The 24199-nt window shown below is 71.0% G+C and carries 26 protein-coding genes; 17 read left to right on the top strand and 9 right to left on the bottom strand.

Translation table 11 applies throughout. From position 1 onward, the window contains the following. The first annotated feature begins 15 nt into the window (after positions 1–15). Positions 16–210, top strand: coding sequence for a CsbD family protein (locus tag D452_RS0103890; protein ID WP_017542841.1), 195 nt, complete (start codon positions 16–18; stop codon positions 208–210). A 70-nt stretch (positions 211–280) separates the two neighbouring features. Here D452_RS0103890 and D452_RS0103885 read toward each other — a convergent pair whose 3' ends face one another. After that, the gene (locus D452_RS0103885; RefSeq protein ID WP_017542840.1) at positions 281–787 is read right to left on the bottom strand and encodes a MarR family winged helix-turn-helix transcriptional regulator; all 507 of its coding nucleotides are present in this window, start codon (positions 785–787) and stop codon (positions 281–283) included. A gap of 170 nt (positions 788–957) precedes the next feature. Here D452_RS0103885 and D452_RS0103875 point away from each other — a divergent pair, with 170 nt between their 5' ends. Genes D452_RS0103875 through galK form a run of 5 tightly spaced genes read left to right on the top strand, consistent with a single transcriptional unit; the run spans position 958 to position 5909 of the window. Beyond that, a complete protein-coding gene (locus D452_RS0103875; protein ID WP_017542839.1) occupies positions 958–1956 on the top strand; it encodes an EamA family transporter in 999 nt (332 codons plus the stop codon). A 37-nt stretch (positions 1957–1993) separates the two neighbouring features. Continuing rightward, positions 1994–2782: a DeoR/GlpR family DNA-binding transcription regulator gene (locus D452_RS0103870; RefSeq protein WP_017542838.1), complete on the top strand. Its 789-nt coding sequence runs from the start codon at positions 1994–1996 to the stop codon at positions 2780–2782. Next, complete coding sequence (gene galT / locus D452_RS0103865) at positions 2779–3804, top strand: galactose-1-phosphate uridylyltransferase (RefSeq protein ID WP_017542837.1); 1026 nt, start codon at positions 2779–2781, stop codon at positions 3802–3804. Before D452_RS0103870 ends, galT begins: the two co-directional genes overlap by 4 nt. 3 nt (positions 3805–3807) lie before the next feature. Continuing rightward, entirely contained in the window at positions 3808–4770 is a 963-nt protein-coding gene (gene galE, locus D452_RS0103860; protein WP_017542836.1) for a UDP-glucose 4-epimerase GalE, read from the top strand. Then, positions 4767–5909 (top strand): galactokinase, encoded by a 1143-nt coding sequence (galK, locus tag D452_RS0103855; RefSeq protein WP_017542835.1) that lies wholly within the window; start codon positions 4767–4769, stop codon positions 5907–5909. The genes galE and galK overlap by 4 nt, the downstream gene beginning before the upstream one ends. 111 nt (positions 5910–6020) lie before the next feature. Here the strand turns inward: galK and D452_RS30625 are convergent, their stop codons facing one another. Then, positions 6021–6887: a tetratricopeptide repeat protein gene (locus D452_RS30625; protein ID WP_017542834.1), complete on the bottom strand. Its 867-nt coding sequence runs from the start codon at positions 6885–6887 to the stop codon at positions 6021–6023. Between the two features lie 377 nt (positions 6888–7264). Between D452_RS30625 and D452_RS0103845 the strand changes: the two genes are divergently transcribed. Then, the gene (locus D452_RS0103845; protein WP_017542833.1) at positions 7265–8194 is read left to right on the top strand and encodes a Gfo/Idh/MocA family protein; all 930 of its coding nucleotides are present in this window, start codon (positions 7265–7267) and stop codon (positions 8192–8194) included. A gap of 35 nt (positions 8195–8229) precedes the next feature. Here D452_RS0103845 and D452_RS0103840 read toward each other — a convergent pair whose 3' ends face one another. Continuing rightward, positions 8230–8490, bottom strand: coding sequence for a GlsB/YeaQ/YmgE family stress response membrane protein (locus D452_RS0103840; RefSeq protein WP_017542832.1), 261 nt, complete (start codon positions 8488–8490; stop codon positions 8230–8232). A gap of 442 nt (positions 8491–8932) precedes the next feature. On the opposite strand from D452_RS0103840, the gene D452_RS31635 reads away from it, so the two are divergent. After that, complete coding sequence (locus D452_RS31635; protein ID WP_017542831.1) at positions 8933–9400, top strand: helix-turn-helix domain-containing protein; 468 nt, start codon at positions 8933–8935, stop codon at positions 9398–9400. Positions 9401–9500: 100 nt separating this feature from the next. Here the strand turns inward: D452_RS31635 and D452_RS0103830 are convergent, their stop codons facing one another. From D452_RS0103830 to D452_RS0103820, 3 genes are all read right to left on the bottom strand, one after another. Next, positions 9501–10115 carry an ATP-dependent Clp protease proteolytic subunit gene (locus tag D452_RS0103830; RefSeq protein WP_017542830.1) on the bottom strand — a complete coding sequence of 205 codons (615 nt, stop codon included), beginning with the start codon at positions 10113–10115 and terminating at the stop codon, positions 9501–9503. Next, positions 10112–10768, bottom strand: a complete 657-nt coding sequence (locus D452_RS0103825) for a ClpP family protease (RefSeq protein ID WP_017542829.1) — start codon at positions 10766–10768, stop codon at positions 10112–10114. The genes D452_RS0103830 and D452_RS0103825 overlap by 4 nt, the downstream gene beginning before the upstream one ends. Before the next feature lie 151 nt (positions 10769–10919). Then, positions 10920–11414 (bottom strand): MarR family winged helix-turn-helix transcriptional regulator, encoded by a 495-nt coding sequence (locus tag D452_RS0103820; protein ID WP_017542828.1) that lies wholly within the window; start codon positions 11412–11414, stop codon positions 10920–10922. A gap of 246 nt (positions 11415–11660) precedes the next feature. On the opposite strand from D452_RS0103820, the gene D452_RS0103815 reads away from it, so the two are divergent. The 6 genes from D452_RS0103815 to mnhG are packed head-to-tail and all read left to right on the top strand — an operon-like array spanning position 11661 to position 18452. Continuing rightward, positions 11661–14621, top strand: coding sequence for a Na+/H+ antiporter subunit A (locus D452_RS0103815; protein WP_026128945.1), 2961 nt, complete (start codon positions 11661–11663; stop codon positions 14619–14621). Next, complete coding sequence (locus tag D452_RS0103810; protein ID WP_017542826.1) at positions 14618–15451, top strand: Na(+)/H(+) antiporter subunit C; 834 nt, start codon at positions 14618–14620, stop codon at positions 15449–15451. Before D452_RS0103815 ends, D452_RS0103810 begins: the two co-directional genes overlap by 4 nt. 2 nt (positions 15452–15453) lie before the next feature. Further along, entirely contained in the window at positions 15454–17121 is a 1668-nt protein-coding gene (locus D452_RS0103805; RefSeq protein WP_017542825.1) for a Na+/H+ antiporter subunit D, read from the top strand. Further along, positions 17118–17729 (top strand): Na+/H+ antiporter subunit E, encoded by a 612-nt coding sequence (locus D452_RS0103800; protein WP_017542824.1) that lies wholly within the window; start codon positions 17118–17120, stop codon positions 17727–17729. The genes D452_RS0103805 and D452_RS0103800 overlap by 4 nt, the downstream gene beginning before the upstream one ends. Then, positions 17726–18049 carry a monovalent cation/H+ antiporter complex subunit F gene (locus D452_RS0103795; protein WP_017542823.1) on the top strand — a complete coding sequence of 108 codons (324 nt, stop codon included), beginning with the start codon at positions 17726–17728 and terminating at the stop codon, positions 18047–18049. The genes D452_RS0103800 and D452_RS0103795 overlap by 4 nt, the downstream gene beginning before the upstream one ends. Continuing rightward, positions 18042–18452 (top strand): monovalent cation/H(+) antiporter subunit G, encoded by a 411-nt coding sequence (gene mnhG, locus D452_RS0103790; RefSeq protein ID WP_017542822.1) that lies wholly within the window; start codon positions 18042–18044, stop codon positions 18450–18452. The genes D452_RS0103795 and mnhG overlap by 8 nt, the downstream gene beginning before the upstream one ends. 81 nt (positions 18453–18533) lie before the next feature. Here the strand turns inward: mnhG and D452_RS0103785 are convergent, their stop codons facing one another. The 3 genes from D452_RS0103785 to D452_RS0103775 all read right to left on the bottom strand — a co-directional run bounded on the left by D452_RS0103785 (position 18534) and on the right by D452_RS0103775 (position 22005). Beyond that, entirely contained in the window at positions 18534–18941 is a 408-nt protein-coding gene (locus D452_RS0103785; protein ID WP_017542821.1) for a DUF779 domain-containing protein, read from the bottom strand. Next, complete coding sequence (exaC, locus tag D452_RS0103780) at positions 18941–20464, bottom strand: acetaldehyde dehydrogenase ExaC (protein WP_017542820.1); 1524 nt, start codon at positions 20462–20464, stop codon at positions 18941–18943. Before exaC ends, D452_RS0103785 begins: the two co-directional genes overlap by 1 nt. A 245-nt stretch (positions 20465–20709) precedes the next feature. Then, positions 20710–22005 (bottom strand): GAF domain-containing protein, encoded by a 1296-nt coding sequence (locus D452_RS0103775; RefSeq protein WP_017542819.1) that lies wholly within the window; start codon positions 22003–22005, stop codon positions 20710–20712. A gap of 231 nt (positions 22006–22236) precedes the next feature. On the opposite strand from D452_RS0103775, the gene D452_RS0103770 reads away from it, so the two are divergent. The 3 genes from D452_RS0103770 (at position 22237) to D452_RS0103760 (ending at position 24198) form a co-directional block, all read left to right on the top strand. Then, positions 22237–22848, top strand: coding sequence for a hypothetical protein (locus D452_RS0103770; RefSeq protein WP_152498520.1), 612 nt, complete (start codon positions 22237–22239; stop codon positions 22846–22848). A 215-nt stretch (positions 22849–23063) separates the two neighbouring features. Continuing rightward, a complete protein-coding gene (locus D452_RS0103765; protein WP_017542817.1) occupies positions 23064–23987 on the top strand; it encodes a hypothetical protein in 924 nt (307 codons plus the stop codon). 19 nt (positions 23988–24006) lie between these two features. Continuing rightward, positions 24007–24198, top strand: a complete 192-nt coding sequence (locus D452_RS0103760) for a hypothetical protein (RefSeq protein WP_017542816.1) — start codon at positions 24007–24009, stop codon at positions 24196–24198. Position 24199: the final 1 nt, after the last annotated feature.

Raw genomic sequence — 24199 nt, 5'->3', positions numbered from 1 at the left:
TCGAAGGAGGCTCACATGTCCGAGAGCGACAAGGCTGAGAACAAGTTCGACGAGTTCAAGGGCAAGGCCAAGGAGGGCCTCGGCAAGGCCACCGGCAACGAGCAGTGGCAGGCCGAGGGCAAGGCCGAGCAGACCAAGTCCAAGCTCAAGCAGGCTGGCGAGAAGGTCAAGGACGCCCTGACCCCGGACGACAAGCCAGGCCGCGAGTAGTTCGTTCTCCGAACACCAGACTTCAGGGGGAGGTTCCCACACGGGACCTCCCCCTCGTCGTGCGGCGAGGTCAGGGCACCTCGGGCGCGGTGTCGCCCAGGGAGAGCAGCAGGGCGCGCATCAGGTCGGCGAGCTGGTCCTGCTCCTCCTTGCTCAGACCGTCGAGCAGGCGGGCCTCGTTGTCCACGTGCCCCGCGACCGCGCCGTCCACCAGCGCCAGACCCTTGTCGGTGAGGGTGACCAGGACACGACGTCTGCTCGCCGGGTCGACCTGGCGGTGGACCAGCTCCTTGCGCACGAGGCGGTCGACCCGGTGCGTCATGGCCGCCGAACCCACCATCATCATCCGGACCAGGTCCCTGGCGGTCAGCTGGTAGGGCTCCCCGGACCGCCGCAGAGTGGCCAGCACGTCGAACTCCCAGCGCTCCAGGTCGTACTCGGCCAGGAGATCGGCGACCCTGCGCCCCAGCAGCTGCTGCAAGCGGTTCATCCGACCGATCACCCCCATCGGGGAGGCGTCGAGGTCGGGCCGTTCGCGGGCCCACTGCGCGAGGAAGAGGTCGACGGCGTCGTTCATCCGGCGATCATAGCGCCGCGTCCTTGACCTGCCCCGAACCCTTCGCGTAATCTTTCAACATCGAACAGTTCGACATCGAAGGGTTGGCAGATGGCACCCCCCGTCACTGAGACCGTCCACTCCCTCGGCCTGGCCCTGGTCCCGCCCCTCGGATCCACCACGCGGGCGACGTGAGCGGGCGCGGACGGATCCTCGGCGACTCGCTGGTCACCGCCCTGGCACCCGTGGTCTGGGGCAGCACCTACCTGGTCACCACCGAGCTCCTCCCACCGGACCGCCCCCTGCTGGCCGCACTCCTGCGTGCTCTGCCAGCGGGACTCCTGCTGGTGCTGTTCGCCCGGACGCTGCCCTCGGGGGTGTGGTGGTGGCGTTCGCTGATCCTGGGCACCCTCAACATCGGCGCCTTCCTCTACCTGCTGTACGTGGCCGCCTACCTGCTCCCCGGAGGGGTCGCCGCCCTGGTGATGGCGGTCCAGCCGGTGATCGTCATGCTCCTGGCGGCCCTGCTGCTGGGTGACCGGCTCAGGCTGACGCACGTGCTCGCCTGCCTGCTCGGGGCCTCCGGCGTGGGGCTGCTCGTGGCGGGCCCGGAGACCGCCCTGAACCCCGTGGGGATCCTGGCCGGTCTGTGCGCCGCGGTGTCCATGGGCACCGGCCTCGTGCTCACCAAGCGCTGGGGGCGCCCTGCGGGGGTGAGCCTGCTCGGAGCCACCGGCTGGCAGCTCACCGCGGGCGGGCTGGTCCTGCTTCCCCCCACCCTGCTCCTGGAGGGGCTGCCCGCGAGCCTCAGCGCCGCCAACCTGGCGGGCTACACGTATCTGGGCCTGGTCGGGGCTCTGCTCTCCTACCTGGTCTGGTTCCGGGGTCTGGAGCGGCTGCCCGCGCTGGCGGTGTCCTTCCTGTCCTTCGCCAGTCCGCTCACCGCCACCCTTCTGGGGTTCCTCGTGCTCGACGAGACCCTCACCCCCGCACAGGGGGCGGGTGCCCTCGCCGCGATCGGTGCTGTGCTGCTGGTCCAGCTCACCTCACACCGGCCCGCCCGGAAGGGGAACGAGGACCGACCCCGATTGGCCAGGACCGGCGAGACCAACGGATCCATGACGGAAACCAACAGATTCCGTCAGACAGATCGCACCATTGACAACAGACACAGCAACAAGGCACCGTAAATAAACAAGATCACACATTTTCGATCATGGGAGCCGGATGCTGGCCGCGCAACGGCGAGAGCTGATCCTCGAACAGGTCCGACGGGACGGCGGCGTCCGTGTCACCGACCTGGTCGACTCCCTCGCCGTGTCCGACATGACCATCCGGCGCGACCTCGACGCGCTGGAGCACCGGGGGTCACTGGTCAAGGTCCACGGCGGCGCCGTCGCCCCCGAGGGCGCCCGCACCACGGAACCCGGGTTCGAGGCGAAGTCCACACTCCAGTCCGAGGAGAAGCACACGATCGCCAGAGCCGTCGCCGGTCTGGTCGAACCACACAGCGCCGTGGGGCTGTCCGCCGGGACCACCACCGCCCTGGTCGCCGAGTACCTGCGGGAGACCCCCGGGCTGACCGTCATCACCAACTCGATCCACGTGGCCGAGGTCCTGTACCGCTCCGAGCGCACCGACCAGACCGTGGCGCTCACCGGCGGATTCCGCACCCCCTCCGACGCCCTCGTGGGCCCGATGGCCCTGGCCTCCGTGCGCGGGATCAACCTGGACACCCTGGTCCTGGGCGTGCACGGCATCCATGATCGAGCCGGGTTCACCACACCCAACCTGATGGAGTCCGAGACCAACCGGGCCCTGGTGGAGGCGGCCGCGACCCTGGTGGTCGCCGCCGACCACACCAAGTGGGGCACCGTGGGGATCAGCACCATCGCCCCGCTGGACCGCTGCGACGTGCTCGTCACCGACGACCGGATCACCCCCTCCGCACGTGAGACCCTCCAGGACCGCGTGGGCCGCCTCGTGGTCACCGACGTCCCCCGGGAGCACGGATGAGGAAGACCGCCACACGGCTGGCCGACGGCCGCGAGATCATCTACTACGACGAGGAGGGCGGTGTCCGCGAGGAGGTCCCGGACCGGCGCGACCTGCCGCCCGCCGCCTCCGGCTCGGAGCTGCGCTGGGACCCGCTCCGGCGCGAGTGGGTGGTCATCGCCGCCCACCGCCAGGACCGCACCCACCTGCCGCCCAGCGACGAGTGCCCGCTGTGCCCCTCCCATGGCGACCGCCTCACCGAGGTGCCCTCCTCGTCCTACGACGTCGCGGTCTTCGAGAACCGCTTCCCGGCCCTCAGCGGCTCCGAGGGCCGTTGTGAGGTGGTCTGCTTCTCCTCCGACCACGACACTTCGCTCGCCGCTCTCGGTCCCCGTCGCGTTCGCACGATCATCGACGCCTGGGCGGACCGGACCGAGGAGCTGTCCGCCCGGCCCGAGGTCGCGCACGTGTACGTCTTCGAGAACCGGGGACCGGAGATCGGTGTGACCCTGCACCATCCGCACGGGCAGATCTACGCGCTCCCCTTCGTCACCCCCCGGGCCGAACGCGACCTCGACTCCGCTCGGCGGCACCGCGCCGCGACCGGGGGCGACCTGTTCGCCGACATCCTGGCAGCCGAGAGCGCCGGACCCCGTGTGGTGCTGCGCAACGAGCACTGGACGGCGTTCGTCCCCGAGGCCGCGCGCTGGCCCGTGGAGGTGCACGTCTACCCCCACCGCGCCGTGCCCGACCTGCCCGCCCTGGACTCCGGAGAGCGCGCCGCCCTCGCCGAGCTCTACTCCGACCTCCTCGCCCGGGCGGACCGGCTGTACGACACCCCGCTGCCCTACATCTCGGCCTGGCACCAGGCCCCCGCCCACGACCCGGAGGCGCGCGGGCTGGCCCGTCTTCGCCTCGAACTGTTCTCCGTGCGCCGTGCCCCGGGCAGACTCAAGTACCTGGCCGGGACCGAGTCCGGCGCGGGCGTGTTCAGCAACGACGTGGCCCCCGAGACCACGGCCCGACGACTCCGAGAGGCCTGATCCGTGAAACTCCTCGTCACCGGCGGTGCCGGTTACGTCGGCAGTGTCGTCACGGCGCTCCTGACCGAGGCCGGGCACGAGGTCACCGTGCTCGACGCGCTGCACGCCGGGCACCGGGACGCGGTCCACCCGGGCGCGACCCTGGTCGAGGGGGACCTGCGCGCCGCCGCGGACGTTCTCGACCCGTCCTTCGACGGCGTGGTGCACCTGGCCGCGAGGTCCCTGGTCGGCGAGTCCGTCGAGGACCCGGGGCCGTACTGGGACACCAACGTGGGCGGCACCCTGGCTTTGCTGGAGGCCGCACGGACCCACGGCGTGCGCCGTCTGGTGTTCTCCTCCACCGCCGCCACCTACGGCGACCCGCCCTCGGACGCGCCGCTGCGGGAGTCCGACCCGGCGATGCCCACCAACCCCTACGGGGCGAGCAAGCTCGCCGTCGACCACATGCTGGCCGGGTGGGCGCGGGCACACGGGTTGGGCGCGGTGAGCCTGCGCTACTTCAACGTGGCCGGGGCCCACCTGGGCTTCGGCGAACGGCACGATCCCGAGACCCACCTCATCCCGAACCTGCTCCGGGTGGCCTCCGGGGAGGTCCCGCACGCCACGGTGTTCGGCACCGACTACCCGACCTCGGACGGCACCGCCGTCCGCGACTACCTGCACGTGGCCGACCTCGCCGACGCCCACCTGAGAGCGCTGGAGCACGTGGCGCCGGGAACCCACCGGGTGTTCAACCTGGGTGGAGGCGGCGGCTCCACTGTGCGCGAGGTCCTGGCCGCCGTGCGGCGGGTCACCGGGCACCCCGTTCCGGTGGTGGAGGGGCCCAGGAGGGCCGGTGACCCGGCGGTGCTGGTCGCCGGTGTCGAACGGGCCCGCCAGGAGCTGGGCTGGGAACCCTCCCGTGGCCTGGACGAGATCGTGGCGGACGCCTGGGCGTTCGCCCGCGCCGGGGAGGTCTCCCGGTGAACGGTGTCGCGACGGAGTTCCGAGAGGCCTTCGGTGCGGAGCCGGAGGGGGTGTGGACCGCTCCGGGGCGGATCAACCTCATCGGCGAGCACACCGATTACAACGACGGTTTCGCCCTCCCCATCGCCCTGCCCCACTCGCTGACCGTGGCCGCCGCGCGCCGCCCGGACGACCGGGTGCGGCTGCGGTCGCGGGAGTTCCCCGACACCTTCGAGGCGCGGCTGGCCGACCTGTCCCCCGGCACGGTGCCCGGCTGGGCCGCCTACCAGGCAGGCGCGCTGTGGGCCCTGGCCGACGAGGGGTACGGCATCGGCGGCCTGGACCTGTGGGTGGAGAGCGGCATCCCCACCGGCACCGGGCTGTCCACGTCCGCGGCGGTGTGCTGCGCGACGATCCTGGCCGCCACCGGCCTGCACGGGTCGGGCCCGGCCCCGGCCGAGGTGGCACGGCTGGCCCAGCGCTCGGAGAACGACTTCGTGGGGATGCCCTGCGGGATCATGGACCAGTCCGCGGTGATGCTGGCCGACGAGGGACGGGCGCTGTTCCTGGACTGCCGTTCGCTGGAGACCGAGCAGGTTCCGTTCGACCCGGCCGCGCACGGGATGTCGCTGCTGGTGGTGGACACCCGGGCCCCGCGTCGGCTGGTCGAGGGCGCCTACGCCGAGCGGCGCCGCTCCTGTGAGGAGGCCGCCCGCGCCCTGGGCGTCAGGGCGCTGCGGGACGTCTCCGTCGAGGACCTCCCAGGAGCGCTGGCCGCGCTCCCTGATCCGGTGGTCCGCCGCAGGGTGCGGCACGTGGTCACCGAGAACGCCCGGGTGCTGGAGACGGTGGCGCTCTTCAGAGCCGGTCGTCCCCGCGAGGCGGGTCCGCTGTTCACCGCCTCGCACGCCTCCCTGCGGGACGACTTCGAGGTGAGCGTTCCCGAGGTGGACACGGCGGTGGCGGCCGCCCTGTCCTCGGGGGCGCTGGGGGCGCGGATCACCGGCGGCGGCTTCGGCGGCTGCGTCATCGCCCTGGTGGAGGCCGAGGGCGCGCAGGACTGCGACAAGGCGGTCCGCGCCGCCTTCGCGGAACACGGGTTCGCCGAACCGGTGGTGTTCACCGCCCTGCCCTCGGCGGGAGCCCGCCGCCTGAGCTGAACGGCGCCCGGGGACCCGGGCCGTCACCACCGGGTCGTGGCGAGGACACCCGCGGCCTGCCGCAGACCGCCAGCTGCTCTAGGCGTCACCCCCGGAGGATCCGCTTCACCCTCAGGAACGGCCCCGGGGCAGGAACGAGCGGATGCGCTCCGCCTCGGCCTCGCTGCCGACCTCGCGGTAGAGCCGTTCCGCCTCCAGCAGGTGGTCCATCCAGTTCTTCTCCCCGGCCAGCTGCGTCACCCCGGCAAGCGCCTCGCGGACCCGGGCCATCTGCACGGTGTGGCCCCGGGCCTCGAACCCGGCCAGGGAGAGTTCCAGTTCGTCCCGGGCCTCCTCTCCACGGCGCTTGCCGTTGAGCGCACGGCCCCGCTCCAGTCGGACCCTGGCGAGGTTGACCTCGTCCACCGCCCCTCCGCCGGACGGGGCGAACACCTCCCGGGCCGCGTCCAGCCGTTCCAAAGCGTGGTCGAAACGGCCCAGGGTCACCAGGGACCGTCCGCGCAGGAGGTCCAACAGGGCCGTCCCCCGGGGGCGGCCCTTCGGGTCCTGGACCTGTTCGACCAGGTCGAACAGGTCCAGGGCCTCCTGGTCGCGCCGGTCCCGCTGGGCGACGACGCCCCGGGCCTCCAGGGACGCGGCGCGGGCCCGGTCGTCGCCGTGGGTCTCGGCCAGCATGAGGGAGGCGACGAACTCCTGGTCGGCGCCCTCCAGGTCCCCGGAGTCCAGCAGGGCCAGGCCCCGGAGGTGGCGGACCCATGACTCCAACCCCTTGTCCCCGAGCGCGCGGGCCGCGCGCAGCCCCGCTTCGAGGAGCGCGTGGGACCGGTCCTCGACCGTCCCGGACTCGTGCTCGGCCCAGTGCGCGCAGGCCCGCAGAGATTCCATGTGGACGCGCATCCAGTCGTTGGCCTCTTCCGGCCCCTCGAAGTCGAACCGAACGGTGTCCTGAGGAGCGTCCTTCATCTGGTCGGTGTCCACGGGTTGGCCCCCTTCGTGGCGAACACACGCACCGGCCGGTCTCCAGGCCGACAACGTTCCCGCTGGCCGGACCAGTCCCGGTGCTCACGAGTGCCCATGATGGTCGAGACCGGAGGATTCCACCAGGAGTTTCACGGGCCGCCCCGGGCTCCGCGAGGTGGACCGTTTTCGGATAAAGCCCCCTTCACCAGCGCGGACACCGGAAGCACTCCCGGACCGCGCGTCCGGACCTGGCCACGCCGGAGGGTCCCCGAACGCCCGGGCGGCCCCCTTCCCGATGGTCGGGCGACCAATCCGGGCCGGGGCCTTGCTGAGAGCGTTCCCGTGGGTCAGGGTTGCGTTGGCAGGGGCAAGACCACAGACACCGGGAGGGTCCTGTGCGGTTCGGACTGTTGGGCACAGGTTTCTGGGCGACCGGGACCCATGGCGCGGCGTTGGCCGCGCATCCGGAGACCACCCTGGTCGGGGTGTGGGGACGCGACCCCGCGAAGGCGGCGGAGCTGGCCGAGCGGCTCGGCACACGGCCCTACGAGGACGTGGACGCGCTCCTCGCCGACGTCGACGCCGTCGCGATCGCCCTCCCCCCGGACGTCCAGGGTGACCTGGCGCTGCGCGCGGCCCGGGCCGGGAAGCACCTGCTGTTGGACAAACCGCTGGCCCTGTCCGTCGAGGCCGCCGACGCGGTCGTCGCCGAGACCGAGGCGCGTGGTCTGGCCTCCGTGGTCTTCTTCACCAGCCGTTTCTCCGAGTCGGTGAACGACTTCCTGCGTCAGGCCGCCGACGACGGCGGCTGGGACGGTGTGCGGGCGACCCTGTTCGCGTCGATCTTCCAGCCGGGCAACCCCTACGGGGCCTCACCCTGGCGCCGGGAGAGGGGCGGACTGTGGGACGTGGGCCCGCACGTGCTCTCGGTGGTGCTGCCCGTCCTCGGGACGGTCGAGGAAGTCACCGCGGTCCCGGGCCCCCGGGACAGCGTTCACGTGCTCACCCGGCACACGAGCGGGGCGGTGGGTTCGCTGTCGGTGACGCTGGACGCCGCACCGGAGGCGGGGGCCTTCTCCGTGGACCTCTACGGCGAACACGGGTGGCGCTCGGTTCCGGGTGGTGACCGGAGCGCCGTCGAGGCCTTCGGGTCGGCCGTCGACCGTCTGCTGGCGCAGCTCCGGGAGGGCGCCGGGGACCCCTGTGACGTGCGGTTCGGCCGGGAGGTCGTGGCCGTGCTCGCGGCGGCGGAGGCCTCCGCTGGCTCGGGCCGGACCGTGCGCGTGGCCGAGGCCACCGGATCGCGTCCGGTGGCCTCGGGCTGAGGTGGCGGCCTCGGGTCGAGTCGTTTGGCGGCGGATCAGGCCGTTCTGGTGTTCTTGGAGTACATGCCGTCAGCGAGGTACACGATCGCCGCGGCGACCAGGACCTGGACGATCAGCACGAACAGCCAGAACCCCGTGAAGAGGCTCGCGATCCAGCCACCGATGAAGGCGGCGACGATGCCCAGGAGCAGGGTCAGCCAGATGGGCAGGTGCTGCTTGCCGGGAACGATGAGACGTCCGAGCGCACCGATGATCAGACCAACAATGATCGCGGTGATGATTCCTGTGATCTCCACGGGCCCTCCCCAAGTAGACGCTCCCTCCTCGTCCCCGCTCCGAAGGCCGTGGACACCGGACAAAACAAAGGTTTTGCCCCGCTTTGTGCACTTCGAGACGTAGTGCCGCAAGACGCACGATCGCCGGGAACGACCAGGTGCCGGGTCGAGTCCCGCTCGGCACGGCGCCCGGGGCGAGGGCCGGTGGACCGACCCGGCTGTGGCCGCCCGCAGCCGGGCGAGGGGGTACGGGCCGCGGACGGGCTGTCTGTGGGAGTCCACGGTCACCGGGTCTCCGTGCGCACCAGGTCCGTGTTCCCCCACGGGGGCGCACCGCTCCGCCCACTCCGTAGGACTTCGTCCGGCTTCTGCCGTCCGCATAAGGCCACCGGAACCCCTCCCGCTACCGCACTCCGGCGGCGTAGGCTCGAAGGGTCGGGACACGGCAACACGGGAGGCACCGATGTCCGAAGGCGTTCTGCGCACGATGGACGAGGCCCGCGAGGGGAATCGCTCCCGAGCACGCCCCGCCGAACCCCTGATGCGCGACCTCATCGGCGACCTGCTCCGCCGCACCCGCGTGGAACAGGGCCGCACCCTGCGTGAGGTGGCCGAGGACGCCCAGGTCTCGCTCCCCTACCTGTCGGAGGTCGAACGCGGCCGCAAGGAGGCCTCCTCGGAGGTCCTCGCCGCGATCTACCGTTCCCTGGGCCTGAGCATCATCGACGTGCTCGGCGAACTCCACCGGCGCACCCTCGTCGCCCAGTACGGTGCGGCCACCCGGCGTCCGGCCCCCGTGCCCAACCAGGTCGTCAACCGCGTGTCCGTCACGGACGTCTCCGGCAGACTCGTCCGCAGCGGTCTCGGTGGCGTGTTCACGTCACCGGTCGCGCAGGGCCGCCGCGACGGCGTGGTATCCCTGGCAGCCTGACCCCCGCATCCCCCTCATGGACGGCATCGCGTCCGGCCCATCCCAAGCCGCGCGCTGCCCGCGGCCCCGGGCTCTCAAGCCCGGGGCCGCACCTCTCACCTCAGGCGGCGGCCGGGGCCGTCAGCTCCCGGGTGATGATGACCCCGTCCACCAGCCCGTACTCCCGGGCCTGGTGAGCCGTGAAGATCTTGTCCCGGTCGGTGTCGGCCCGCAGCCGCTCCTGGGTCTGACCGGTGTGCCGCGACAGGATCTCCTCCACCTGGGACCGGACCCGCAGGATCTCGGCGGCCTGGATCTCCAGGTCCGCGGCCTCGCCCCGCCCCTCCGTGGACGGTTGGTGCAGCAGCACCCGGGAGTGCTCCAGCGCCGCCCGTTTGCCGGGGGCGCCGGCGGCGAGCAGTACCGCTGCGGCGGAGGCGGCCTGCCCCATGCACACCGTGGCCACGTCCGCGCGGACGAAGCTCATCGTGTCGTAGATGGCCGTCAGCGCGGTGTTCGAGCCGCCCGGCGAATTGATGTACAGCTGGATGTCCAGGTCCGGGCTCTCGTAGTCCAGGTGGAGCATCTGCGCCATGACCACATTGGCCACGTCGTCGTCGATCGGCGTGCCCAGGAAGATGATGCGTTCGGACAGCAGCCTGCTGAACACGTCGAACGAACGCTCTCCGCTCGGGGTCCGCTCGACGACCATCGGCACCGTGTAGCGCCCGCTCATCTGGCGCCCCCCGTCCGCGCACCGAAGCCGGTCGCTCCCCGTCCCAGGCGCATCGCGCCCTCCATCTGGTCGACCGACGCCACCACGTGGTCGACGAACCCGTAGGCGCGGGCCTCCTCCGCGGTGAACCAGGCGTCCCGGTGCTGGTCCTCGGCGATGGTCTCCTCGCTCTGGCCACTGTGCCGGGCGATCAGCTCGATCATGGTGCGCTTGGTGTGCGCGAGGTTCTCGGCCTGGATGGCGATGTCGGCCGCCGTACCGCCCAGCCCCCCGGACGGCTGGTGCATCATGATCCGGGCGTGCGGCAGGCTGTACCGCTTGCCGGGCGCACCGGTGCAGGCCAGGAACTGCCCCATGCTCGCGGCGAACCCCATGACGAGGGTGGACACGTCGTTGGGGACGAAGTTCATCGTGTCGTAGATGGCGAGCCCGGCGGAGACCACTCCCCCGGGGCTGTTGATCGCCAGGGTGATGTCCCGGTGCGGGTCCTCGTCGGCGAGCAGGAGAAGCTGGGCGCAGACTCGGTTGGCGCTCTCCTCGTCGACCTGGGTTCCCAGGAGCACGACGCGGCTCCGCAGCAGCCGGGCGGCCAGTTGGTCGTCGAAGGTCCCGCTCGGCGGGTGCTCCGCGACGAGCTGTTGGTGGATCGGCATGAGCTCTCCTCGGTCCGGCGTCTGCGGAACGGACCGCGTGTCTGTTCCGGCCGGCACTCTCAGCCTGGGCTGGGGAGAGCTCTGACCTCCACTTTTTCGGCCTGGGGCAGATCTGCCACGGGCAGACTGGCCGGGCGAGGGGCGGCGGCGGTCAGGTGTCGTCTATGGCTTCGCGCAGGTCCCGCAGGACGTCGAGGACCACCGGCCGCAGGGACGGCCTTATCGCGTCGAAGACCTGGCGCTGTTTGCGCTCCATGTACTTGCGCCGCTCGGCCAGGACCCGCTCGCCCTCGTCCGTGATGGCGACCACGGTGCTGCGTTCGTCACGTTCGGAGCGGCGCCGGGCCATCATCCCCTTGCGCTCCAGCTGTTGGATCATCCGGGTGGCCGAAGGGGACGACACGCCGACGATGTGAGCAACCGCACCGACACTGGGTTGGTCCATGCCGCGTACCGCTTCCATCAGCAACGACTGTGTCAGGGTGAGTTCTTCGGCACCGCGATGCCCGTGCCCGCCCCGCGATCGGGCATGGAGCGCGGCGTTGATCAGTTCGGTCCACACACGCTGGAACTCCTCGAGTTCGGCAGCGTTGGGCTCGGGTGATTCCTGCTGATCAGAACAGGGCTCGGGGGTCTCGTCGGGCACGAAACGGTCCTCGCAGGCTGGGCAGTGACGCGGGTCCTCGACCCGCGCGGAGGTTTGACGTTTGTGTAGTCTAGCTATTAAATAGCTTGCGCACGCAAGTTCAAGTTAATCCATGCCCCCTCAAAACGGTAACGACACCCCGTCCACCGATCCGGTTGTGGCGGAGTTGTTTGCTGCGGGGGCGTGGACGTCCGCCCGAACACCCGGGTGGGCCCGGACCGGTCCGGGAGGGGCGCATTGACAACAGTGCTGGTCGCGCATTTCATCACAGCTGCGGTCGCACCGTTACTGGTGCGCCTCTGGGGCCGTAACGGCTTCTACGCGCTCGCGATCGTCCCGGGTCTGGCCACCGTGTGGGCCCTCTTCCAGCTCCCCGCCATCCTCAACGGCGAGAGCCTCTCCGAGTCCGTCGCGTGGGCACCCCAGTTCTCGCTCCGGCTCGGCCTCCACATGGACGCCCTCGGCCTGGTCATGACGCTCATCGCCGCTGGCGTGGGCACGCTGATCCTGATCTACTGCGCGCGTTACTTCAACGACTCCGAGCCCGGTCTCGGACGCTTCGCCGGTGTGTTCGTCGCCTTCGCCGGGGCCATGCTCGGCCTCGTGCTGGCCGACGACCTCATCCAGCTCTTCATCTACTGGGAGCTGACCACGGTCTTCTCCTACCTCCTCGTCGGACACAACGCCGAGATGAAGGAGAGCCGCCGGGCGGCGATGACGGCCCTGACCGTCACCACCTTCGGCGGTCTGGCCATGCTCGTCGGCATGATCATGCTCGGCGAGACCGCCGGGACCTACGTGATCTCCGAGATCGTCGCCGATCCGCCCGCCACGGGTCCCGTGGTCACCTGGGCCCTGGTGCTGATCATGATCGGCGCCATGTCCAAGTCGGCGCTGTTCCCGTTCAGCCTGTGGCTGCCCGCCGCCATGCAGGCCCCCACTCCGGTGTCCGGCTACCTGCACGCCGCGGCGATGGTCAAGGCCGGCGTCTACCTGGTCGCCCGCCTCACCCCGGCCTTCGGGGACGTCCCGGTCTGGCAGGGCATGGCGCTGTTCTTCGGCGTGGTCACCATGGTCCTCGCCGGGTGGAAGGCCCTGCGCCAGTACGACCTCAAGCTGGTCCTGGCCTACGGCACCATCAGCCAGCTCGGGTTCCTCATCGCCCTGCTGGGCACGGGGACCCGCGCCGCCGCCCTCGCCGGTCTTGCCATGCTGGTCGCGCACTCGCTGTTCAAGGCCCCGCTGTTCCTCGTGGTCGGCATCATCGACCACAGCACCGGGACACGGGACCTGCGTGAGCTGTCCGGCCTGCGCCAGTCCATGCCCACCACCTACTGGGTCTCGATCGTGGCCATGGCCTCCATGGCCGGTCTGCCGCCCACCGCGGGCTTCGCCGCCAAGGAACTGGCCTTCGGCGCCTACACCCACGGCGGAGCACTCGACACCGTGGTCCTGGTGGGCCTGGTCCTGGGCTCGACCCTGACGGTCGCCTACAGCCTCCGCTTCATGTGGGGCGCCTTCTTCGACAAGGAGGGCGTCCAGCCCACCCCGGTCCACGCCCCCGGAGCGCTCTTCCTCGCCCCGGCCGTGACGCTGGCCGCGCTGAGCCTGTTCGGCGGTCTCCTCTCCTACTGGGCCGACCCCCTCTTCGCGGTCTACGCCGACACCGTCCCGATGGGGGACCACGAGACGTACCAGAGCTACCTCGCCCTGTGGCACGGCTGGGAGCTGCCGCTCCTGCTGTCCGCGGTCTGCGTGGTCGGCGGTCTGGTGCTCTTCTACTTCCGCAACCAGGTGGTGTGGCTGGGCACCCGCCTGGCCTTCGTCAACCCCGAGCGCAACTACCGGCGGATGCTCGCCGGGCTGGAGAACCTGGCCCTCCAGGTCACCGGAAGCACCCAGCGCGGTTCGCTCCCGGTCTACCTCGGCACCATCCTGATCGTGCTGGTCGTGGCGGCCGGGATCCCGATGATCACCGGCCGGATCTGGGACGGACCCAACCCGCAGCTCCGGCTCTGGGACACTCCGGTCCAGGTCATCCCGGCCCTGATCATCGTCATCACCTGCCTGTTCATCCTGTTCGTGCGACGCCGCCTGTTCGCGGTGATCCTCGTCGGGATCGGCGGGTACGGCGTCGCCGCGCTCTTCTACCTCCAGGGCGCACCGGACATCGCGCTCACCCAGTTCCTCGTCGAGACCGTCAGCCTGGTGGTCTTCGTCCTGGTGCTGCGCCGCTTCCCGTCCCACTTCTCGGCACCGGCCCTCAAGGGCCGCCGGATCTGGAACATGACGATCGGGCTCGCCACGGGTCTGATGGTGGCCACGATGACCTGGTTCGCGCTGGCCGGGCGCCTACAGCCCTCGATCTCCGAGGGCTACCCGGCCGCGGCCGAGGAGGCGGGCGGCTACAACATCATCTCCGTCCTGCTGGTGGACGTCCGTGCCTGGGACACCATGGGTGAGATCTCGGTGCTCGCCGCCGCGGCCGCCGGTGTCGCCAGCCTGATGTTCGTCCGGCGCAGGGCCCAGCCCCGCAAGGCCCCGGGCGGCGTGATGGCGCTGTCCGTCACCAAGCCCCCCGAGCCCACCAACGGGCACGGAAGCGTGGACCTGGGCAACCTCCGGGTGGCCCCGCAGAGCATGCACGTGAAGCCGCAGTGGAACCGCACCTGGCTGCCGGGGGCGGACAGCCTGCCCACCGAGCGCCGGTCGCTGATCTTCGAGGTGGTCTCGCGCTTCCTCTTCCCGGTGATCATGGCGATCTCGCTGTACCTGATGCTCACCGGCCACACCGACGTCGGCGGAGGTTTCGCCGGCGGCATCGTGGCGGGCCTGGCGTTCATCGTCCGCTACCTCGCGGGCGGCAGGTTCGAGCTGTACGCCACCGCCTGGGTGCAGCCGGGCGCCCTGATCGGCGCCGGTCTGGCGCTGGCCACCGGTGTCGCCATCGGCGGCGCGATCTTCGGCGGGGACGTGCTCGCCGGAAACGACTGGTACGTCAACCTCGGAATCCTGGGCAGCCCGCACATCACGGTCTCGCTGTTCTTCGACATCGGGGTCTACCTGCTGGTGATCGGCCTGATCCTGGACATCCTGCGCAGTCTCGGCGCCCGCATCGACGAACAGATCGAGCGCGACGCCGCGCACGCGGAGGAAGAGGGCTCCGCGCCCGGAACCGCCGCCCGTGCAGAGGAGGTCACCTCGTGAGCGAGTCACCCAGCCTGACCCTCGTCATCGTCATCGGCGTCCTCGTGGCGGTCGGCGTCGTGCTCCTCCTGGAGCGCAGCCTCACCCGCGTGCTGCTGGGCTTCATCGTGATGAGCAACGGCGTCAACCTGATGATCCTGGCCATGGCCGGGCAGGCCGGCGGTCCGCCGGTCCTGTGGTTCACGCCGACCAACGACGAGATGACGGACCCGCTGCCCCAGGCGATGATCCTGACGGCGATCGTCATCACCCTCGGTATCACCGCGTTCCTGCTGGCACTGGCCTACCGGAGCTGGCAGCTGGAGGGCAACGACGAGGTCCAGGACGACGCCGAGGACCTCAGGATCGTGCAGGGCGAGGGCCGCCGCGCCGTGCGTCAGCGTTTCCTCCAGGAGCGCCGACGGCTGCGGGCGGACATCCGCCGCCAGCGCGCCGAACTCCAGGCGACCATCGCCGCGGCCGACGCCCAGGAGCTGGCCGAACAGGCCCGCATCAAGGCGGAGATCGCGGCCGCCCAGGCCGAGCTGGCCCGGTTCGAGGTCGAGGCCGAGGACGGCCAGGGCGACGAACGCTCCGAGGAGACCGTGCGCCGTCTGACCGACCGTCAGCAGAGCATGGTCAACCAGGTCACGGAGCTGCGCGGTCGCATCCGGCTCGGCCGGAAGAGGCTGCGTGAGCACCGGCGCGCCGACCGCGCCGCCGAACGCGAGCTGTGGCGCGAGCTGCGCCGCCGCATCCGTTCGCAGCGGCGCCAGGCGAGCCAGACCATGCGGGCCGAGCGCGAACGCCTGGCTCGTGCGGAGGACAGCGATCTGCAAGGGAACGACTGACCATGGAATGGGACTACTTCGCTGGCTTCCTCCACTACCTCATTCCGCTGCCGGTGGTGCTGCCGCTCTTCGCGGCCGGGGTCAAGCTGGCCCTCGGTATCCGCTGGCCCCGGGTCCAGCAGTGGCTGAGCGTCATCACCCTGGCGCTGGTGCTCGTCATCGGTGCCGCGCTGATGGTGGGAGCCGACATGTTCGGCCCGCAGGCCGTCCAGGTGGGCGGCTGGGAGACGCCGATCGGCATCACGCTGGTGGCGGACCGGCTGTCCGCGCTGATGGTGACGGTGTCGGCGGCGATCACGCTCGCCGTGCTGATCTACTCCATCGGCCAGGGGATGGCGGGCAAGGCGGAGGTGGCACCGCTGTCGGTGTACCAGCCGACCTACCTGATCCTGGTCGCCGGTGTCTCCAACGCCTTCCTCGCCGGTGACCTCTTCAACCTGTACGTGGGCTTCGAGATCCTGCTGACCGCCAGCTACGTGCTCCTGACCCTCGGGGGTACGCAGTCGCGGATGCGGGCGGGCGCCATCTACGTGGTCGTCTCGCTGGTCTCCTCGGTGCTGTTCCTCATCGCCATCGCGCTGATCTTCGGCGCGACCGGCACGGTGAACATGGCCCAGCTGGGCGAGCGCCTCCCGGAGATCTCCACGGAGCTGGCCCTGGTCCTGGAGGTCATCCTCGTGATGGCCTTCGGTATCAAGGCGGCGGTGTTCCCGCTGGCCGCCTGGCTGCCCGACTCCTACCCGACCGCACCGGCTCCGGTCACGGCCGTGTTCGCGGGCCTGCTGACCAAGGTCGGCGTGTACGCGATCATCCGGGCCGAGACCCTGATGTTCCCCGGCACGCAGCTCAACCAGATGCTCATGTGGGTGGCGCTGGCCACGATGATCATGGGCATCCTGGGCGCCGTGGCGCAGACGGACATCAAGCGACTACTGTCGTTCCCCCTGATCAGCCACATCGGGTACATGGTGTTCGGTGTGGCGTTGGGCAGCGAACTCGGCATGGCGGGCGCCGTGTTCTACATCGCGCACCACATCACCGTGCAGACCACGCTGTTCCTGGTCACGGGACTGATCGAACGCAGGGGCGGGTCCACCTCGCTGGACCACCTCGGCGGCCTGGCCAAGATCGCGCCGATGCTCGCCATCCTGTTCTTCATCCCCGCGATGAACCTGGGAGGCATCCCGCCGCTGTCCGGGTTCCTCGGCAAGATCGGCCTGATCCAGGCCGGTGTGGAGTCCGGCACCCCGCTGGCGTACACGCTGGTCGGCGCCTCGGTCCTGACGAGCCTGCTCACCCTGTACGTCATCGCCCGGGTCTGGAACTACGCGTTCTGGCGCACCCCGGCGGAGGGCATGGTGGCCGAGCCCGGCACCGTGCTGGACGACTCCGAGGCCGACGACACCTCCACGGCGGCGCTCGGTCCGTCGGGCGAGGCGGTCGGCCCGTCGTCCCGGCTCGGTGACACCACCACCGCGGCCGCCCCGGTGGTGACCTCGGTGGTCCTGCCCAAGAGCATGGTCGGCGCCACGATCGCGCTGGTCGCGTTCGGGCTGGCCATGACCGTGTTCGCCGGTCCGCTCATCGCCTACTCCTCCGAGGCGGCGGTCGAGCTGATCGCGCAGACGCCCTACATCGAGGCGGTCCTCGGAGTCGGAGGCTCACAGTGAACGACCTGAACACCAGGAAGAAGCAGGGGGTGCGCGCCTTCCGGCACCGTCTGGGCAAGGTACAGATCCCCGTCGCCCTCGGCATGACCGTGGTGTGGATGCTGCTCTTCGACGGTTTCCAGCCGCGCACGGAGTCCCTGGGCATCGCGCTCCTGGGCTTCACGGTGTCCGTGGCGATCATGATGGTCTTCCCGCTGCCGCCGATCGTGCCGGGGTTCCGGTTCTGGCCGGTGCAGGGCGTGCGGATGTTCTTCTACGTCCTGGTGAAGATGGCCGTCGCCAGCTTCCAGGTGACGGCGCAGGTCTTCCGCCCCGGCCCTCCGGTCAAGAGCTCGGTGGTGTCCGTCCGCCTGCGCACCGACTCCGACCTCATGCTGGTGTGCACCGCCATCACCGTCTCGGTGATCCCCGGCAGTGTGATCGTCGAGGTGGCCCAGCCCGAACACGTCCTGTACGTGCACGTGCTCGGCGCGGAGAGCGAGGCCGAGGCGGAGAAGGCCAAGGAGGACATCCTCGAACTGGAGGAGCGCATCGTTCGGGCGCTCGGTACCCGGGAGAACATCGCCGAACTGGAGGCCGCCCAGGCCGCCGGGAAGGGGAACACGTGAGCGCGCTGTGGGTCATCGTCGCCGTCCTGCTCGGGGTGGCCGCGCTGCTGTGCACCGCCCGGCTCCTGCTGGGGCCGAGCATCCTGGACCGGGCCCTGTCCGTGGACGTCCTGCTCGCCTCGGCCCTGACGGGGCTGGGCGCCTACGCGGCGTTCTTCAGGGACCCCACCATCCTGCCGACCCTGCTGGTGCTGTCGCTGCTCGGCTTCGTCGGATCGATCAGCATCTCCAAGTTCGTCGCCCGACGTCCCGAGGAGCACGCCCGCCCGGAGGACGTCATCCACCCGGGAACCACGGGGGAAGGGGAGAACCGTGAGTGACCAGCTCGTCAACGTCCTGGACTGGATCGCGATCCTGTGCATCCTGGCGGGGGCCATGCTGTCCTTCGTCGCCGCCGTGGGTCTGGTCCGGTTCCCCGACCTGCTCTCCCGCATGCACGCCGCCGCCAAGCCGCAGGTCCTGGGGCTGCTGCTGGTGCTGGTGGGGATCGCCCTGCGGCTGGTCCCGCAGGAGGACACCGGCACCTTCAGCGTCGGCACGCTGCTCCTGGTCGGGCTCTTCCAGGTGGTCACCGTCCCGGTCGCCGGGCACATCGCGGCCCGGGTCGGCTACCGGACCGGGCGTATCCGTGAGGACCTCGTGGTCACCGACGAGCTGGCCGACCGCCTGGACACCAAGCGGCGGGCCGAGGCCGCCCAGAAGAGCGGTGGCAGCACCGCGTAGCGGGGCCGAACACCTGGGGTCGGGGGCCGGAGGAACAGTGTTCCTCCGGCCCCCGACCGCTCCCACGGTGGAGCCACCTCCTCACTCCAGGCGCTCCGCCTCCTCGTCGGTCATCAGGCGCGACCTCACCAGGAACCGGTTGCCGGTCGGGGCCTCCACGGAGAAGCCGGAGCCCCTGCCGGGGACGACGTCGATGGTCAGGTGCGTGTGGCTCCACAGTTCGTACTGGGACCGGGACATCCACACCGGTACCGGGTCGGGCAGTCCGGCGTCGAGGTCGCCCAGGTGCACGTCGGAGGCGCCGGTGCGGAACTCCCCGAGCGGATAGCACATCGGTGAGCTGCCGTCGCAGCAGCCGCCGGACTGGTGGAACATCAACGGCCCGTGGTCGGCGGTGAGCTCCCGGAGCAGGGCGGCCGCCCCCTCGGTGAGGGAGACCCTCTCCACGGGCGCGGCACCGGCCGCCCCGGGCTCGTGGGAGGTGTCCATCAGAAGAACCCCTGAGCCTGCTCCGAGTAGCTGACCAGCAGGTTCTTGGTCTGCTGGTAGTGGTCGAGCATCATCTTGTGGTTCTCGCGGCCGATCCCGGACTGCTTGTACCCGCCGAACGCGGCGTGCGCGGGGTAGGCGTGGTAGTTGTTCACCCACACGCGCCCGGCCTGGATGTCGCGCCCGGCCCGGTAGGCGGTGTTGCCGTCGCGGGACCACACGCCCGCGCCAAGCCCGTACAGGGTGTCGTTGGCGGTCTTGACGGCGTCCGCGTAGTCGTCGAATCGCGCCACAGAGACCACTGGGCCGAAGATCTCCTCCTGGAAGATCCGCATGCTGTTCTGGCCCTCGAACACGGTGGGGCTGACGTAGTAGCCGCCCGCGAGGTCGCCCCCCATCTCGGCCCGGCCGCCTCCGGCGAGCACCCGTGCGCCCTCCTGGCGGCCGATGTCGACGTAGGACAGGATCTTCTCCAGCTGGTCGTTGCTGGCCTGCGCGCCGAGCATGGTCTCGGTGTCCAGCGGGTCGCCCTGCCTGATCCGGCCGACCCGCTCCAGGGCGTCGGCCATGAAGCCGTCGTAGATCGAGCCCTGCACCAGGGCGCGCGACGGACAGGTGCACACCTCCCCCTGGTTGAGGGCGAACATGGTGAACCCCTCCAGCGACTTGTCGTAGAAGGCGTCGCGTTCGGCGGCCACGTCGGCGAAGAAGATGTTCGGGCTCTTCCCGCCCAGTTCCAGGGTGACCGGGATGAGGTTCTCGGAGGCGTACTGCATGATCAGTCGGCCGGTCGTGGTCTCACCCGTGAAGGCGACCTTGCGCACCCGCGGGTTGGAGGCCAGCGGCTTGCCCGCTTCGACCCCGAAGCCGTTGACGATGTTGACCACACCGGGTGGCAGGAGGTCGGCGATGAGGTCGACCAGCACCAGGATCGACGTCGGGGTCTGCTCGGCGGGCTTGAGGACCACGGCGTTGCCCGCCGCCAGGGCCGGGGCCAGTTTCCAGACCGCCATGAGGATCGGGAAGTTCCAGGGGATGATCTGGGCGACCACCCCCAGCGGCTCCTGGAAGTGGTAGGCGACGGTGTCGGCGTCGATCTGCGAGCTGTGCCCCTCCTGGGCGCGGATGGCCCCGGCGAAGTACCGGAAGTGGTCGATGGCCAGCGGGATGTCGGCGGCCAGGCACTCACGGACCGGTTTGCCGTTCTCCCAGCTTTCAGCCACCGCGAGCCGCTCCAGGTGCTCCTCCATCCGGTCCGCGATCCGGTTGAGGACGAGCGCCCGTTCGCCCGCCGGGGTGCGGCCCCATGCGGGCGCGGCGCCGTGCGCGGCGTCGAGGGCGAGTTCGACGTCCTCGGCACCGCTGCGGGCGACCTCGGTGAAGGTCCGGCCGGTGACCGGGGTGGGGTTCTCGAAGTAGCGGCCCCTGACCGGTCTGACCCACTCGCCGCCGATCCAGTTCTCGTAGCGAGGCGCGTACTCGACGACGCTGCCGGACTCACCTGGGGGAGCGTAGATCACCATGGTGGGGTGCCTCCTTGTGTCGCTGCGCGGGCGCGGCGAGGCGCCCGCCCGGCTCCTGGAACAGGGAGGTGTGACGCTAGTTACCCGCAGGTTGCGACCACGTTGCGCGAGGCGGGGTCGTGTCGCGGTCGCGGCGGGGGTGCGGCGAGCGCGGCGGGGTCGCGTCGCAGTCGCCGCGGGGGTGCGGCGAGCGCGGCGGAGTCACGTCGCAGTCGCGGCAGCGGTCCCCGCGGGTCGCGCACAGGTCAGGCTCCGAGCCTGCGCAGCCGCCCTCGAAGGGCGGCGTGCCGGGGTGAGTCCGGATCCAGGGCACGCAGGGCGGCGGTCAGGACCCGTGGGTCCTCACGCCACTCCGGCCGGTCGGACCAGGCCAGGAGCGCCTGGGGATCGGCCCCGGTGGCGAGCACCTCGCACACCTCGGCTTGAAGTTCCTCGCGGGCCTCGGCCACCCCCGGCGCCTCGGAGCGCGGCAGCACGGGTCCCTCGTAGACGCTGACGGCCTGGCGGTAGGCCCCCTCGGCCAGGTGGCGGCGCACCTCGTCGAGGTCGGTGGTGAGCGGTCTGCACAGCCGGTAGGGGCGGGAGGCGAGCACCCCCGAGCCCAGCAGTCGGCGCAGGCGGGACATCTCCGCACGGACCGTGACCGGGGCGGCGTCCCGCTCGTGCAGCAGCGCGCCGAGAGCGTCGCCGGTCAGGCCGCACGGGTGGCGGGCGAGCAGCAGGAGGATCTCGGAGTGGCGGGTGCTGAGCTCGACGGTCTCCCCGTCGGCCTCGAACAGTCCGTGGTCGCGGCCGAGGACGCGCAGGCGGGCCGGGCCCGGAGCGGAACCGGACCGGGAGACGGCGTCCCCCTCCGCGCGGGGCGCCGGGAGCAGCCCGCTGGTCCGCTGGGCCCGGATCTCCATTTCGGCGGCGGTGGCGGCCACCCTGACCAGGGCCAGGGCCTGCGGTGAGGCGAGGTGGTCCGCGCCGGTGAGGTCGAGGACGCCGATCAGCGCGCCCGTGTCGGGGTCGTGCAACGGCGCCGCCGAACAGCTCCAGCGCTGGACGCCCCGGCTGAAGTGTTCGCTGGCGAAGACCTGCACCTCGTGGTCGAGGGTGAGGGCCACCCCGGGCGCGTTGGTCCCCACCGAGCTCTCGTGCCAGTTGGCGCCCTCGACGAAGTGCATGGCCTCGGCGCTGCTGCGCAGGCGGTGGTCGCCCTCCACCCACAGCAGACGGCCGGAGACGTCGCCGACCGCCACGATCTGCGGTCCGGGCGCGGTGTCGAGGAGGAGACGGCGCAGCAGGGGCATGGCAACGGAGATCGGGTGGGCACTGCGGTGGGCGTGCAGGGCGGGGCCGGTGAGTTCGAGGCGGGGCAGCGTGCGGTCGGGGTCCACCCCGTGCAGGGCGCTGCGCCGCCAGGACTCCCCCACCACGGGGCGCACCCGGCCGCTGAGCCGTCCGGAGCCGGTGAAGCGTTCGTGCGCGACGGCCACGTCCCGGCGCAGGGTGTCGGGATCGCTCTCCCAAGTCCACGCGTTCCATGCTCCGGCCATCGGCGTGCCCCTTCCTCGCGGCGGTGCGGCCCCCGGCGGCCTCCGTCCCGGGCCCTCGAGTCAACCCGCGCGGAGGGGTCCTGACAAGGGTCTCGGCCGAGGCCACGGGCGAGTTGCCCCAGGACGTCGCGTGTGTACCCGAACGCGTCCCCGGCTCGGACCGGACGAGGTCGGAATGCCCGCTGATTCCTCGTTTTCTCCTCTGTCGCAGGGTTCTGCGACACTGCGTGCATGCCCCCTCCCCCTCAGCATCCGAACCCGTACCCCGTTCCGTCCGCTCGGCGGCCCTCCCACGAACGCGGCTACCGGTGGTCCGGCGCCCTGGCCCTCGCCGCAGTGCTGCTCTTCGGCTTGTCCCTCCTGCTGAACAGCAACCCGATCAAGCTCTCCCCGGCCATCACCGAGGAGTTCACGTCGGACGACATGATCGAGCTCGAGGTGGCCGAGGGCGAGGCCGACGCGTGGGCGCTCTTCACCTCCGGTGAAGCCAAGGGAACCTGCATCTTCTACCCGCCGTCGGGAGACCTGTCGATCCCGCGAACCTGGTACCTGAACGCGGAGGGCTACGGCGACTGGGACACCTTGGGGAACCTGGACACCTCGGAGCCCGGCCTCTACAGGATCACGTGCGCCGATTCGACCAACGACTTCGCCCTGGCGTCCGCCGGTACCCTCCACGCCGTGAAGGCCCAGCTCTTCGTCACCGCCGTGATCGTCGTCTTCGTTGCCCCGGCCGTGCTCCTCGCGGCGATCGTGGTCGGTGTGGTCACGGCACTGCGCCGGAGATCAGCTCGCACGAGGCCCTCCTCCCAGGTGGCGCAGCAGTCCCCTCACCAGTTCTGACCGCGAAAGCACGAGGACCCATGCCGACCCCCGAGACCGGCGGCCCCACCCCGGGCCCGCAGCCCGGTGAGCCCCCACGGAACCCCACCCCGCCAGGGCACCAGCCGCCGAGGCCCCCGCAGGGCGCACCCCCTCCGCCGCCCCCGCACCACCTCCCGCAGAATCCCGTTCCCGAACCGCCTCCGCGGCAGGAGGCCGGGGAACGTCCGCCCGATGTGCGCCCCTCCCGGCTCTGGTACTGGGTGGGCGCGCTCTTCCCGGCGAACCTGCTGGTCAGCATCCTTCTGTTGAGCGACAACCCGGACGCCTCACCGGGGCTGATCGTCGGCGGTATCCTGACCCCGATCCTGACCTTCATGGTCTCCACGATCACCTGTCTGATCGTGCTCCTCATCCGTTCCAGCAGGCTCTCCCGCCAACGCGCCGAGCGGGCCCAGCGCGAGCGGGCCGCGACGATGGGGGTGCCGATGGGTGCTCCCGTGGGTGCTCCGGCGTTCCACCCCGCGTACGGTCCACCCCCCAGAGTCGAGATCCCCGCGAAGGACATCCGCCCCCGCCGCCGGTGGATGGTGGTCGGCGCCCTCGCCCTTCCCCTCGGGATCGTCCTGGGGGCGACCGCCTTCGGAACCGGGTTCTCCCACCACCAGCCTCCGGAGCACGTCTCCCAGGTGGTCCGGGGCTCCGGCACGACCACGTTCGAGGTCACCGAGGAGCAGACCGGGTCCCTGGGCCTGTTCTCCAATGCCCAGTCGGACGAGGAGTACCGGTTCTCCTGCGCGCTGGACGGCGCGGGGACCCCGAGGTTCACGGAGAAGGTGGTCGGGTTCAGCCACGAGGAGTGGCGACTGGTCCACTCCGCCACGTTCAACACCCCCGGCCGGTACATCCTGACCTGCGACGGACCACCCGACCTGGAGTACGTGATCGCGGACACCGACGCTGCCGTCGCCTACGACAACCGGATGCTCGCCGGGGTCGGGGTGATGATGCTGTCCGGCTTCACCGGCTTCGTCGTGTCGTTGGTCCTGCTGATCACAGTGGGGGTCAAGCGCGGGGAGCACCGCCGTCGGCTTGTCCGTGAGTACCAGGCACGGGCCCAGGCGACGCATCAGGCACCTTCCCAGCACCGTCCGGTCTGAGGGCCCAGGACCCACGGCGGTGCCGTCCTCGTCCCGGGGCGGCACCGTCGGGGACGAGCTGGTCCTCACCTTCCCCGGCGCCCCCGCGCGCGGCCCGCTCACCTTCGGAGACCCCGACCACGTGCCCGGGGTCTCCGGCATCCCGCCGATCAGCCAGTGCTACGACGCCCCGGCCGGGAGCACGTCCGCGGAGTACGACTCCTGCCCCTGAG

It is taken from the genome of Nocardiopsis prasina DSM 43845 (assembly GCF_000341265.1).
In the GTDB taxonomy this organism is placed as follows: Bacteria; Actinomycetota; Actinomycetes; order Streptosporangiales; family Streptosporangiaceae; genus Nocardiopsis; species Nocardiopsis prasina.
This window is presented reverse-complemented; position numbering and strand designations above follow the sequence as displayed.